This window comes from Plantactinospora sp. CA-294935 (genome assembly GCF_050936445.1).
Classification (GTDB): Bacteria; Actinomycetota; Actinomycetes; order Mycobacteriales; family Micromonosporaceae; genus Plantactinospora.
The window spans coordinates 6,028,172-6,040,728 of sequence record NZ_JBNJMU010000001.1 but is presented as its reverse complement, the minus strand read 5'-3'; the positions used below and the strand labels follow the sequence as shown (position 1 = coordinate 6,040,728).

Below are 12,557 nucleotides of genomic sequence, written 5' to 3'. Positions count from 1 at the left end.
CCCTGCGGCTAGTCCGAGTGCCGGTGCGGTACGTCGGGCGATTCCTGGAGCTGCCTGATGCCGTCAAGCAGTTCGTCCCAAAGGCTCTCCGCAGCCTTGCGCTGACCATCGCCGTCGCCAGCTCCAGCGGCTCGCCTTCAGCGCGGTGGTACTGGGTCGCGGTGGTCGCCTTCGGCTCGGCGATCGGGTTCACGGTCATCGTCAATGTCCCTATCAACATCGCCCACGGGGTCCTGGAACATCGATGATCCACCGGTGGACTGGGAACGCACCCGCCGCCGCTGGGAAGCGTTCCAGGGCGTGCGGCCCTGGCTACTGCTCGCCGGATTCGTCTTAGTCGCCATCGGCACAGCAGACATCGCATGACCGCGAAACCGCCACCACCAGCCAGACCACGTCACCACACCATCGAGAACGGAGCCACCATGACGCAAGAGACCACCGCCCCGCCCGTGCGCCGGAAAGTCACCGACACTCTCATCGCCATCAGCTGGCTCACCCTGCTCGGGGTCATGTTCGGCGGCTACTCGCTGCTGCGACTGCTGACCGAGATCGCCATCGATGCGCATGCCGAACAGTTCTTCCGCGCCGGTCATGCTCACGCCGGCATCCTCACCGCGATCGGCATCCTCTATGTAATGTCGGCGAATCGGGCCGGTCTGTCCGATCGCGCCACGATCATCAGCTTCCTCGTCTATTTCACGGGGATGGGGCTGCTCTCCGGTGGCTTCTTCGTGCACATGGCATTGGGATCCCCTGGAAAGAGCTCCCTGGGAACCTCGGTCATGGCGCCGGTGGGAAGCGTGCTGCTGGCCACGGCGATCGTCTACCTGACCTTCCGACTCTTCCGTCGGCGCTCCTGAACGACGGCCCGGATAGCCGACCCTCCCCGGATAACTCGACTCTTCCAGGGCCTGATCGAAGAGAGTGAGATACAGGCCTCGAACTGCAGAGCCGCGTACGCCATGAAGTACACAGCAGCCATTGACGTCGGTACGTCCGCGAGGGCAGGCCGCGAGCATTCGTCGACTACGCTAAGTCACCGCAAGCGGGGACGGCGGTGCCCGGATCTGCCGAATGTCGTGCGTTTGGGCCTCCTGCTCGGGTGGGGTCGTGGCTGGTCCTGCCGAGTGCGGCGTGGGCAGACGACATGCCCCAGCGTCCGATCGCCGTCACCTGCTCGGCGCTGTACACCGCCCTGTCGGGTTCACTGTGCGACGAACACCAGCGCCTTCGTACGGTCCGCGGGCTGCTTATGCTGCGCCGCGCCTGGCCGCTCGACGACGTGCTCAGGGCGGGGTAGTCAAGCTCGCCTGCGCCGAACCCGACGATCGGCCGGCTCGCGGCCCCATCGTCTTGGCTCGTGACTGTTTCGCCATGGGCGGCGGTCACTTCCAGGCGGGTTGCAACCCGTTGACGAACGCGGCGAACTCGGCCCGCTGCTCCTCGGTCAACAGGTCCTTCGGGATCGTGATCGCCTGGATCTTGCCGAACATGATGTACCAGACCTCGGGGGTCTCGATGACGCGGCCGAGGCCGGCCCACCGAAACCGCGACTCGGCGAGCGGGTTGGCCACCGTGACCCACTCGTCGTCCAGCGTCATGTGAAACCCGTCCTTGATGACGTCGGACTGCATACGCACCGACCGAGCCACCGTGATCGGTGCGATCGCGACCACGAACAGCAGTCCGAGGACCAAAGCCCCGTAGGCCATCGGCATCGAGGGCTCCAGTGCCACCAGGGCGAGGCCGAGGACGATCAGCACTCCGCCCAGGATGCGGACGGAGTTCAGCTGCGGACGGAGGAGGAACCGGAGCGTGCGCCGTAGTCGCTTCTCGTCATAGGGGACCCACATGGAGATCTGCATCGCCGCATCCTAGTCAGCATGGAACGGCCGGCTCGGTTCCGCTCTTGTGGTTGATCTTCGTGGGTCATCCACTCGGGTGGAAGGAGCCACTACCGGAAAGGAGCCTGGGCGTTGACCGAAGCGGCGGGCGCATGGTCGGAAGACTTCATGCCGAGCCGGTGAGCACGCGCTGTCGTTCAGGACTCCTTGCCGACGGAAGCGGGCAATGGCCAGATCGCCCAGTGGGCGTCGTGCGACGCGTGGCGTGAGATGTCGATGAACGCGGGTCCGTAGTCTGTCTCGACCCGCCAATGCTCAAACTGGTCGAGCTCGGTGTTGACGTACCGGGCGAGGACTCGACGAGCTGTTCCATCTCCGCATCGCTCAAGGGCGTGGGCGAGATGTCTGCTGCCATCCGCACATGATGGCTGACAGACGCACACGCTCGTAGCCGCGATCCGCGCGTCACGCACGGTCACGTGGAGGCGGTCTGACGGGCGCCCGGAACGGAGCCGATGAGCGGATATCGGATCATGCGCAGCGTGTAAACGGTTACGCGTCGATCTTCGCGGGCCAGGCGAGCATAGCGGCTTCGGCAACGGCGAGAAGCTCATCCGTGCCGGCGCCGTCGCGCGCGTGCTGGGACATGCCTTGCAGGATGACGCCGACGAGGACGGCCAGACGGCCGGCGTCGGTGCCGGCGGGCAGCCGGCCGTCGGCGACATCGGCCTCGATCCGCTTTCGCAGCGCGGTGATGTTGGCGGTCCGTTGGGCGCGCAGCAGTTCGGTGATGTCAGCCGATGCTGCGGTGCAGTTGACGGCCGCGCTGATGACGAGGCAACCAGGTGGATGCTCGGGCCGGGTGTACTCCACCGCAGCGGCGCGTAGCGCGCGGGCGACACCGTCGCGCACGGACTCCTCCGCCGAGAGTGCCGTCGCGAAGAACGCGCCGTGAGTCTGCTGATAGCGCTCGACCACCTCGCGGAACAGGGTCTTCTTGTCGCCGAACGCCGCGTAGAGGCTGGGTGGCGTGATGCCCATGGCCGCGGTGAGTTCGGCCACCGACACCGACTCGAAGCCGCGTTGCCAGAACTCGCGCAGGGCCGTCACCAGGGCCTGGTCCCGATCGAAGGCTCGGGGCCGGCCACGCCGGCGGGGACGATCATTGGCCATTGACACATTCTATAGCGCTCGCTAGCCTGATGCCCAGGCAATACATAGTGATTACTACAGAAAGGTCACGCGGCATCATGGCACTGCTCAACGGCAAGACCGCTCTGGTCACGGGCGGCAGCCGAGGCATCGGTCGGGCAATCGCCACACGACTCGCGGCGGACGGCGCCCTCGTCGCCGTCCACTACGGCACCAACGAGGCGGCCGCGAACGACACCGTCACCGCCATCACCGGAGCCGGCGGCCGCGCGTTCGCGGTCCGCGCTGAACTGGGTGTACCCGGCGACGCACAGGCGCTGTGGTCCGCCTTCGACGCCGGCCTCACCGAATCCGGCGCCGAACCGGGCGTCGACATCGTGGTCAACAACGCCGGCATCGCGAGCTCCAACGACCTGGCCCGCACGACCGAGGCCGAATTCGACAAGATCGTCGCCGTGAACGTGAAAGCCCCGTTCTTCATCCTTCAGCAGGCCCTGAACCAGTTGCGGAACAACGGCCGGGTCATCAACATCTCCTCCGGCGTCACCCGCATCGCCGCACCCGCGATGATCACCTACTCGCTGACCAAGGGCGCCATCCACACTCTCACCTTCACCCTCGCCAAACAGCTCGGCGAACGCGGTATCACGGTCAACTCGGTGGTCCCTGGCATCGTCGACGTGGACAGCAACGCCGTCTGGCTGCGGGACAACCCTGAACAACTCGCTTTCTGGGGCTCCTTCTCCGCGTTCAACCGGGTCGGCCAACCCGCTGACATCGCCGACGTGGTGGCCTTCCTCGCCTCCGACGAGGCCCGCTGGGTCACCGGCCAGCATCTCGACGCCACCGGCGGCGCACACCTGTGACACATCCCTGTGCGGAAAAGCCGCGATCCGCTCGTCACCGAAATCGACGGCGGGCGCTGCTCGCCGGCGTCGGTTGCACCGAGGCGCGTGCATCTGGTTGAGCATCATGTGGGTCGGCGGTCGTGTGTCGGGAGGACGAACTCACGCTGATCCTCGGCGTCGCAGGCGTCCACGTCATGCTGATCCGGCTGCGCTACGACGGATGGGCGGACGAGGTGATCAACAGCGCCGGATCGGTCGCGAACGGACCGGGCGCTTGGACCCTCATCGACCACGAGCTGTCCCTCGAACTGGGCGCACGGACCGCCGCGGCCCTCGGCTTCCCGCGCGACTGCCGCCTGCACCTCGACGTGGACGACGCCGGGATCCGACGGGTCCGTGCCGCACTCCTGGAGATCCTGCAATCCGCATGCTTCGTGGTTGACACCCCAGGGCCTCGCTGGCCGAAGTCCTCAGCAGGACGAGGTGGTCCGCCTGTTGTTGTTCCTCGGCCCTGCGGGCAGCCACCCGATGCTGCCTACAGTGCGGTGAGGAGCGAAGGTGGAAGCAACCGACGAATCAGCCGAGTTCGTGGAGCGGGTCGCCGCTCTGGATATCGGCAAAGCCAATCTCGTGGCCTGCATCCGGGTGCCGCACGAACGCCTTCCAGGCCGACGGCGACAAGAAGTCGCCGAGTACGCCACGACTACCGGCGCCCTGCTCCACCTCGCTGACCAACTGCGTCGGCTACAGGTCACGCGAGTGGCGATGGAGGCCACCTCCGACTACTGGAAGCCGGTGTTCTACCTCCTGGAGGCGGAAGGGTTCCAGTGCTGGCTCCTCAACGCCAGCCACGTCAAGAACGTGCCCGGACGACCCAAGACCGACAAACTCGACGCCGTATGGTTGGCCAAGGTCGTCGAGCGGGGCATCTGCGCGCCCAGCTTCGTGCCACCCAAACCGATCCGCCAGCTACGCGACCTCACCCGCTACCGCCGCTCCCTCATCCGCGACCGCACCCGAGAGAAGCAACGCCTGGAGAAACTCCTCGAAGACGCCCAGATCAAACTGTCCGTCGTCGCCTCGGACATGTTCGGCGTCTCCGGCCGGGCCATCCTCACAGCGCTGATCGCCGGGGAACGCGACCCGCAGGTCCTGGCCGAGCTGGCCCGCGGCCGGCTCCGCGCAAAGATCACCCAACTCCGGGAGGCCCTGACCGGCCACTTCGCCGACCACCACGCCCTGCTCTGCGCCAAGATGCTCCAACGTATCGACGCGATGACCGCCGACATCAGCGAGCTCAACACCGTGATCGAAACCGTGATCAGCCCTTATGCGGCTCAGGTCGCTCAACTCGATGAAGTGACCGGGATCGGCGCCACCTGCGCCCAGGAACTCATCGCCGAACTCGGCGTCGACATGACCGTCTTCCCCACCGCCAAACATCTCGCGTCCTGGGCCCGCTTCGCACCCCGCGCGAACCAGTCCGCCGGCAAGACGAAACCCGCCACCACCGGCAAGGGCAACCCCTGGCTCGCCAGCACCCTCGGCGAAATCACCGCAGTGCTCGCCCGCAGCGACACCTTCCTCGGCGAACGCTACCGACGCCTGTCCCGACGCCGAGGCAAACTCCGCGCCATCGTCGCCACCGGCAACTCGATCCGCACCGTCATCTGGCACCTACTCGCCGACCCCACCGCCCGCTACCACGACCTCGGCGCCAACTACCACGACACCCGCTACCACCAACACCTCCAACACAACCTCATCCACCAACTCGAACGCATCACCGGACAGCAAGTCACCCTCACCACCCGCATCGACGCCTCCGCCACCTAACCAACCAGGTCACAGCCAACCCAACCCATCGCGGCTACACCGCGATGCTGCCGCCTGCCCACCCACTCAACATTTTCGAGTCAGCCGCGATCCGCGCCCGAGGCATCCGCTAGGCGGTGACCGAGTGTAGTGGGCCGGCGCCAGTGCCGTGGACGGCAGCCGCAGGGCGGGGGGCATCGATCCCGTCGCCCCACACCAACGTCATGAACATGTGCGTGACGTGTTCGCCCAGCTCAAGGCCATCAATGACACTTAGGGCGGCGGGTAAGGTGGAGCAGGACCACCTCCGCCGAGTCCTGCTCGGAGAACGCGAGGTCGATCTCGACTCGATCCGAAACGGCGGCGACCGGCGGTCTGCCGCTGAACGGGAACAGGGTCAGGAAAGGGAGTTGAGGAACGGCTCGTGGGCGTTCCGGAACTCCCAGCCGTAGTAGCGGTCCCAGTTGATCGACCAGGTCATCAGGCCCCGGAAGTTCGGATTGGTGCCGCTGCGCGGGGTGTAGCCGCCGCAGGAGGTGCCGCGTACCAGGCAGGTGACCGCCTGCTGCACGCCGGCCGGGGCCACGTAGCCGTTGCCGGCGCTGGTGGCCGCGGGCGTACCGAATGCGACCTGGTCCTCGCGTAGCGGCGGGAAGACGTTGGCGGCGTTCCCGGCGACCGGGAAGCCGGCGAGCAGCATGTCGGTCATGGCGATGTGGAAGTCCGCGCCGCCCATGGTGTGGTACTGGTTGTCCAGTCCCATGATCGGTCCGGAGTTGTAGTCCTGCACGTGCAGCACCGTGATGTCGTTGCGCAGGGCGTGGATCACCGGCAGGTACGACCCGGCGCGCGGGTCCTGCCCGCCCCACGGACCGGAGCCGTAGTACTGGTAGCCGAGCTGCACGAAGAAGGTCTCCGGCGCCATGGTGAGGACGAAGCCGGCGCCGTAGCGCTGCTTGAGGGCCCGGATCGCCGAGATCAGGTTCACGATCACCGGGGTGGTCGGGTTCCGGAAATCGGTGTCGCCGGTGTTCAGCGACAGGGAGTGGCCCTCGAAGTCGATGTCCAGCCCGTCGAGCCCGTACCGGTCGATGATGGCGCTGACCGAGCTGACGAACCGGTCCCGGGCCGCCGTGGTCGTCAACTGCACCTGGCCGTTCTGCCCGCCGATCGAGATGAGCACCTTCTTGCCCTGCTGCTGCTTGGCCCGGATCGCGGCGATGAACGCCGCCTCGGTCTCCACGCCGGGGCATTCGCCGGCCGGGCAGAGCTGGAAGCGGATGTCGCCGGAGGTCACCGAGGTCGGTTCCCCGAAGGCGAGGTTGATGATGTCCCAGTCGGCGGGCACGTCCGCCATCCGGAGGTATCCGGAGCCGTTGGCGAAGCTGGCGTGCAGGTATCCGATCAGTGCCCGTTTCGGCAGCCCACCGGTGGGCGGGGTGGTGGGCGGCGGAGTGCTGGGTGGCGGGGTGGTCGCGGGCGGGGTGGTGGTGGGTGGCGTGCCGGTGCCCCCGCAGGAGGCTCCGTTGAGGGTGCAGTTGGTCGGGGTGCCGGCGCCGGTCACGACGAAGCCGAACGACGCGGAGGCGCCCGGAGCGAGAGTGCCGTTCCAGGATCGGTTGGTGAAGGTGTACCGCTGGCCGGAGGAGGTCAGCAGGGCGTCCCAGTAGGTGCCGACGACGCTGCCGGCCGGCAGGTCGAACGCGACGGACCACGAGGTCAGCGTGCTGGTGCCGCCGTTGCTGACGGTGTACTTCCCCTCCCAGCCGGCCCCCCAGTCGGAGGTCTTGGCAAAGGTGGCGGTGGGTCCGGCGGCGAACGCGGGCAGCGCGACAGCCACGGCGCCGCTGGTCGCCAGTACCGCGGCGACGGCGGTGAGCAGCAGTGTTCTGGAGCGTCTCATGGGGTCCTCCGGAGGCGTCACTGGGCATACCGACCATCGACAGGATGGTTAATTATTAGGACTATTAACAGTTCCTGTCCAGACCCCGGCGGCAAACCCGTCCTGCCGCGCCGCCGGTGCGGTCGACTCAGACGATCAGGTGAGGACGAGCGGGAGTTTCCCGGCCAGCTCGCCCAATTCGGCCTCTTCCGAGCTGGTGGGGGGACGCCGGCCGGTGCCGACCAGCAGCGCGTCCTCGTCCGAGAACGCTGCGGGAAACGGGCTACCGGCTATCTTTTCCAGCATCTCGCGCGACCGGGCGAGACCCTCGGCGGGCGGCTTCCTCGGATACTCGACGTACGCGATCAGGTCGAGGTGGTGCAACGTCCACTCCAGGACGTACGCGGCGAGGTAGTCGCGCACGGTGAGCACCTGGTCGCGGGTGCTGACCCGGAGGTCCGGGTCGGCGAGTACGGCGGCCCGACCGGCGGCGGAACCCACGTCGTCGAGGTGGAACTTCAGCAGCCACGGCTCCTGGTACGCGGCGGCCAGCCGGACGATCAGCGCGTCGAGCGGGTCGTCCCCGGTCGGCGGCGTCTCGGCGACCTCCCAGTAGGTGACCGCGTCGCGGGTCGGTTCGGATTCGGCGGGAGTCACGAGGATGATCAGGACATCCTGGGCGTCGATGACGAGGTGACACACCAGGTCCCGCACGAGCCAGCCGGTACAGCCGGACGGCCGGGCGAAGGCCTCGTCCGGCAGTTCGGCGATCGCCGTGCGCAGCGCCGTCCAGGAGCGTGAAAAGAGGTCCACATCGGCAAGATAGTGCGGTGCCGCCCCCGCGACGGCAAGACCGTCGAACCGCCGTACTCGACGAGCGGCCCGAAGCCGACCGGAACGCGTCCGATCGGTAGATCCGATCCGATCCGAGGCGGGTGGAAAGCAGCGCCGGTCAGGGGAAGGCCGGCATCAACTCGTCGTGGATCAGGCGAAGCTGACTGTCGACGTCGGCCACCCCGGGAACGTCACGGCCGGTGAAGGATTTGACCAGGCCGGCATCGGTGATCGCGCAGATCATATGGTTGACACCGGTCGGGGCGATGTCCCTCTCGATCTTCGCCCGCACCTCGTCGGGAGTGCCCGCCAGGGACAGCTTCTCGGTGATCTCCGGACTGGTCAGCTCGATGCCTCGCGCGAGGTCTCCCGCTGCGATGGCCTTGGTGATCGGCACCAGGTCATCGGGGTTCACGCCGTTGCGTTCGAGCTGCTCGCTCGGCATCGCGGAGGCGTACAGGCCGACCATGCTCCGAGCAGCCTCCTTGGCGGCAGCCGAGTCCGGTCCGACGGCGAAGACGACCCAGGCGCCGATGTCCAGGGACCGCCAGTCCTTGCCCGCGCGCTCCGCGCCGATCCTGAAATGCTCGACCGCGTACTCGTAGGCGGCACGCGAGTAGCTGAGCGCGTGGTGCACGCCGTCGGAGAGTTCACCGGCGGCCTGGAAGGACTTCGGCCCTCGCATCGCACCGATCTTGACGGGTAGGTGCTGCTGGACCGGACGGGCGAAGGTGAACAACCCGTCGTAGGAGTGGAACTCGCCATCGCGGGTTATGGTGCCCTGGTCCAGCAGCGTACGGACGACCCCGACCGCCTCCTTGACCCGACTGAGCGGCTTGGTGGTGGTCCAGTCGATCTTGTATTGCGCCAGGACGCCGAAGTTGCCGCTGCCCAGCACGACCTCGGCACGGCCGCCGGTCAGCTCGTCGAGGGTCGCGGCGGCCTGCGCGATGAGGCTCGGTTCGCGGAGCGTGACGGACGACAGGCTCGGGCCCAGCCGGATCCGCGAGGTCTGGGCCGCAGCGGCGGCGAACAGCAGCCACATGTCCTTGTGCCACGGCTCGTCCGCCGCGTACACGGCATAGAGGCCAAGTTCGTCCGCCAGCCTGATGGATGCGAGTGACTCGCTGATCGGATAATCGGGGAGCATGGCGTAGCTGAACTTCACGGTGGTGCCTCCTTGGCCGCGGGTCGTCGTCACACGTGGGGGAAGCAGTGCGGTTGAAGTACGTAGCAACCCAACCCTAACCATCACCTCTCCGACGTGTCGATTGTCGAAAGCTCCACCCACGCCCCGTCCCGCACCCAGGCGGCCTTCGCTTCCTCCGTGCCGGAGGCGACCGTCGACCACCCCGGGCGAGGCCCCAGCCGAGCCGGGGCGGACGGTCCACCGCCGTGACACGGCCGCGCCGCGACGACAGCGCTCGACGGTGCCGAGCCCTGGCGACGGGGCCGGCGGCGAATGAGCGAGGTTCACCACCGAGCCACACAGATTTCAGGCATCCACACTGTCTGCTTCGCCATTCGTCTTTGATGATGGAATTCCGGACGTAGGGAGGCCGCACGGTGTCATCCGTATACTGGCTCGCGCGCTCGGGAATTGCCGTCGTGGGTAGGACGCCGCGCCGCGTGAGGAACGGACTTGCCGCAACCGTCACCTCGGCGAGCTACCTGGGATGGCGCTCCAAGCGCCTGGTGACGCAGGAAAACATGGCGAAGGTCCTGGGTCTGCCCGCATCCGATTCTCGGGTCAGGCGGGCCGCGCTGAGTTCCTGGAGCAACTACGGCCGGACTGCGGCATCACTGATCTGCCTGCCCTATCTCGACATGCTCGACATCGACGCCCGCACCCAGGATCTGACCCAGGGCATGACCTGGACAGAGTGCGTCCGATCGGCGATGGCGCCCGGAAAGGGGGTGATCATCACTACCGGTCATTTCGGGAGTTGGGACCTTGCCGGCGCCATCGCCGCGCGCCACGTCCCGCTCTCCGCCATCGCGGACACATTCAAGGATCCGCGACTGAACAACCTCCTTCAGGGACACCGGAGGGAGAAGAGCGTCGACATCATCCCGGTGTCGAGTGCCGTCCGCCGGGTGATGCAGGAACTCGTCGCGAGCAGAGCGGTGGCGATCGTCATTGACCGGCCGGTGCCCAGAGAACGGGGCGTGGAGGTGACGTTCTTCGGCCACAAGACCTACGTGCCCGTCGGGTCGGCGGCGCTGTCGGTGAGATCGGGGGCGCCGATCATGCCCGGCTACGTCTGGTACGCACCGAACAACCGCTACTACATCCGGGCGTTCCCACCGATGTTCCCGAACGCGGCGAGTAGCCACCCCGAACGGAAGCGGGAGATGCGGCGCCTGGCGCAGTACATGTTCGCGTGTCAGGAGGAGGTGGTACGGCAGTGCCCGACGCAGTGGTTCATGTTCCGCCGATTCTGGCCCGCCGAGGCGGAGGTACCGGGAGCGGAGGCCACGGAGGCGATGGCCGCGTAGCCGCACACACCGCTCGGCGAGGCCATCTCCGCACGCCATGGGTCGCACGCCTGCGGGTGTGAGGCGCTTCCGACGCAGGGACCTGGCAGCGCCCGTGATCGCCGCGATCAGCTCTCGGCAGCCCGGCGCTCGGCCCGGGACTCGCGGCGGCGACGGACCATCCGGCGCGGAGGGTCGACGAACCAACTCCAGGCACATTGTGCGACGTAGGCGGCGGGGTTGAGCCGGGCCGGTGGCTGCTCCTGCCCACCGGCCCGCACCCTGCGGTCGAGGATGGCTCGGCGCAGGTCGTTCGGTGTGGTTCCGGGAAAGCGCGTGTAGGCGGCACCGATGTGCTGCCAGAAGTGCGCGTCGCTCGCACCGATCTCGGCCAGGCCCCACTCCTCGTTGGCCGAACGCACGGCGGCGCGCCGGGTCGAGTTGGCAGGGCTCGGATTGTAAACCTCGATCCCGTCGATCTCGTACCCCGCGCTGAGCAGTGCGTCGATCCTCCGGCGGCTCAGGCTCGGCACCAGGTTCCCGAGCGGGTGCGGCACGACCACCAGCCCTCCCTGCTCCTTGATGGCGTCGATGCTCTCCTGAACCGGGCGCAGCGGCTTGGGTGCCTTCGTGACGAAGAGGCCGAGAAGATGGCCGTGACGTGTCGAAACCTCGACTCCGGTGATCATCCGCACCGGGGAGTCCTGTTCGGCCAGCAGTTCCTCGACCCGCCGTGCACCCTCGACATGATCGTGATCGGTGACCGCGATCAGTGTCAGTTGCCGGAGAGCCGCGGTCTGGACCAACCGCGCCGGGCTGATCCAGCCGTCGCCCAGGTTGGTGTGCAGGTGAATGTCGGCCCGGCCGAAACCGGGCGCCGGCAGCGTGCTGTCGACTCCGGGCTCGCTGCTCCTCTGGTCGTGCACCTCACGATCGTAGGCGTACCGCCGAGCCGGCCGGGCCGCCACCGAAGTCGTGCACGTCACGATCGTAGGCGTACCCCGAGCCGGCCGCGCCGCCGCCGAGGTCGTGCACGTCACGATCGTCGGCGTACCGCCGCGCGGACCGGGCCGCAGCCGAGGTCGTGCACCGATCCTGGAGCCGGCGGTCGGTGCCGGGCACCGCCCGTGCCGGGACGGACAGCTTTCCGACATCGATCGGCCTTGGCGAATCGACGCTATCGCGAGCGGTCATCCGTCGCTCATCATGGATGTCCGGGTGTCGGGGGCACCCCGCCGCCGGCGCTAGCCGAGAGCGAGGACCGTCATGCGCAATCGTCCGTCCCGAGTGGCCCGTTGGCTCCGTATCCTGCTCGTGCCCGCCCTCGCCGCCGTCCTGACCGCCGCCTCCGGCACGGTCGGGTACGCGGCGGCGGAGCCGGCACCCGCCTGTGGCGTGCGGTACCAGGTCACCGGAGCGTTCCCGCCGGCCATGCAGGCCCAACTGATCATCAGCAACCTCGGCCAGGCCGAGATCAACGGGTGGACGCTGCGATTCTCCTTCCCCGACAAGCAGCCGCTGTACTTCTTCGGAGCGGAGCTGGTCAGCCGGGGTGCGGACATCGTCACCACCCGGGACCTCGGGTACAACGCCGTGGTCCCGCCGAACGGCAGCGTGACGATCGGCTATCTCACCACCATTCCCGCGCCGACCCCGACCGACTTCGCGGTGAACGGCGCCCCCTGCCAGGCCGGCTAGCGT

At 67.6% G+C, this 12,557-nt stretch carries 13 protein-coding genes; 6 read left to right on the top strand and 7 right to left on the bottom strand.

Annotated features, from left to right (window positions below):
* Positions 1-17: 17 nt before the first annotated feature.
* Together ACQEVC_RS26785 and ACQEVC_RS26780 are read left to right on the top strand one after the other, a co-directional pair.
* The gene (locus ACQEVC_RS26785) at positions 18-248 is read left to right on the top strand and encodes an anthrone oxygenase family protein (protein ID WP_432882616.1); all 231 of its coding nucleotides are present in this window, start codon (positions 18-20) and stop codon (positions 246-248) included.
* Between the two features lie 177 nt (positions 249-425).
* Positions 426-863 carry a hypothetical protein gene (locus tag ACQEVC_RS26780; protein ID WP_432882613.1) on the top strand — a complete coding sequence of 146 codons (438 nt, stop codon included), beginning with the start codon at positions 426-428 and terminating at the stop codon, positions 861-863.
* Positions 864-1,388: 525 nt separating this feature from the next.
* Here the strand turns inward: ACQEVC_RS26780 and ACQEVC_RS26775 are convergent.
* Complete coding sequence (locus tag ACQEVC_RS26775; protein ID WP_346263625.1) at positions 1,389-1,868, bottom strand: YcxB family protein; 480 nt, start codon at positions 1,866-1,868, stop codon at positions 1,389-1,391.
* A gap of 531 nt (positions 1,869-2,399) precedes the next feature.
* The gene (locus ACQEVC_RS26770; RefSeq protein WP_432882609.1) at positions 2,400-3,020 is read right to left on the bottom strand and encodes a TetR/AcrR family transcriptional regulator; all 621 of its coding nucleotides are present in this window, start codon (positions 3,018-3,020) and stop codon (positions 2,400-2,402) included.
* Positions 3,021-3,097: 77 nt separating this feature from the next.
* Here ACQEVC_RS26770 and ACQEVC_RS26765 point away from each other — a divergent pair, with 77 nt between their 5' ends.
* Together ACQEVC_RS26765 and ACQEVC_RS26760 are read left to right on the top strand one after the other, a co-directional pair.
* On the top strand, positions 3,098-3,865 hold the full coding sequence (locus tag ACQEVC_RS26765; protein ID WP_432882606.1) for an SDR family oxidoreductase: 768 nt from the start codon (positions 3,098-3,100) through the stop codon (positions 3,863-3,865).
* 540 nt (positions 3,866-4,405) lie between these two features.
* Entirely contained in the window at positions 4,406-5,683 is a 1,278-nt protein-coding gene (locus tag ACQEVC_RS26760) for an IS110 family transposase (RefSeq protein ID WP_432882604.1), read from the top strand.
* Between the two features lie 376 nt (positions 5,684-6,059).
* Here ACQEVC_RS26760 and ACQEVC_RS26755 read toward each other — a convergent pair whose 3' ends face one another.
* From ACQEVC_RS26755 to ACQEVC_RS26745, 3 genes are all read right to left on the bottom strand, one after another.
* Positions 6,060-7,547, bottom strand: a complete 1,488-nt coding sequence (locus tag ACQEVC_RS26755) for a chitinase (protein WP_432891704.1) — start codon at positions 7,545-7,547, stop codon at positions 6,060-6,062.
* A 153-nt stretch (positions 7,548-7,700) separates the two neighbouring features.
* Positions 7,701-8,357, bottom strand: a complete 657-nt coding sequence (locus tag ACQEVC_RS26750) for a maleylpyruvate isomerase N-terminal domain-containing protein (protein ID WP_432882602.1) — start codon at positions 8,355-8,357, stop codon at positions 7,701-7,703.
* Between the two features lie 139 nt (positions 8,358-8,496).
* Positions 8,497-9,546, bottom strand: a complete 1,050-nt coding sequence (locus ACQEVC_RS26745; protein ID WP_432882599.1) for an LLM class flavin-dependent oxidoreductase — start codon at positions 9,544-9,546, stop codon at positions 8,497-8,499.
* A 398-nt stretch (positions 9,547-9,944) separates the two neighbouring features.
* On the opposite strand from ACQEVC_RS26745, the gene ACQEVC_RS26740 reads away from it, so the two are divergent.
* Complete coding sequence (locus ACQEVC_RS26740) at positions 9,945-10,877, top strand: lysophospholipid acyltransferase family protein (protein ID WP_432882597.1); 933 nt, start codon at positions 9,945-9,947, stop codon at positions 10,875-10,877.
* 107 nt (positions 10,878-10,984) lie between these two features.
* Here ACQEVC_RS26740 and ACQEVC_RS26735 read toward each other — a convergent pair whose 3' ends face one another.
* Both ACQEVC_RS26735 and ACQEVC_RS26730 read right to left on the bottom strand, forming a co-directional pair.
* Positions 10,985-11,782 (bottom strand): CehA/McbA family metallohydrolase, encoded by a 798-nt coding sequence (locus ACQEVC_RS26735; RefSeq protein ID WP_432882594.1) that lies wholly within the window; start codon positions 11,780-11,782, stop codon positions 10,985-10,987.
* Position 11,783: 1 nt separating this feature from the next.
* On the bottom strand, positions 11,784-12,050 hold the full coding sequence (locus tag ACQEVC_RS26730; protein WP_432882592.1) for a hypothetical protein: 267 nt from the start codon (positions 12,048-12,050) through the stop codon (positions 11,784-11,786).
* A gap of 120 nt (positions 12,051-12,170) precedes the next feature.
* Between ACQEVC_RS26730 and ACQEVC_RS26725 the strand changes: the two genes are divergently transcribed.
* The gene (locus ACQEVC_RS26725; protein WP_432882590.1) at positions 12,171-12,554 is read left to right on the top strand and encodes a cellulose binding domain-containing protein; all 384 of its coding nucleotides are present in this window, start codon (positions 12,171-12,173) and stop codon (positions 12,552-12,554) included.
* Positions 12,555-12,557 lie beyond the last annotated feature (3 nt).

Coding starts and splice junctions, on each gene's coding strand:
- ACQEVC_RS26780 (WP_432882613.1), top strand. CDS start 426: ATGACGCAAGAGACCACCGCCCCGCCCGTGCGCCGGAAAGTCACCGAC.
- ACQEVC_RS26775 (WP_346263625.1), bottom strand. CDS start 1,868: ATGCAGATCTCCATGTGGGTCCCCTATGACGAGAAGCGACTACGGCGC.
- ACQEVC_RS26770 (WP_432882609.1), bottom strand. CDS start 3,020: ATGGCCAATGATCGTCCCCGCCGGCGTGGCCGGCCCCGAGCCTTCGAT.
- ACQEVC_RS26765 (WP_432882606.1), top strand. CDS start 3,098: ATGGCACTGCTCAACGGCAAGACCGCTCTGGTCACGGGCGGCAGCCGA.
- ACQEVC_RS26730 (WP_432882592.1), bottom strand. CDS start 12,050: ATGACCGCTCGCGATAGCGTCGATTCGCCAAGGCCGATCGATGTCGGA.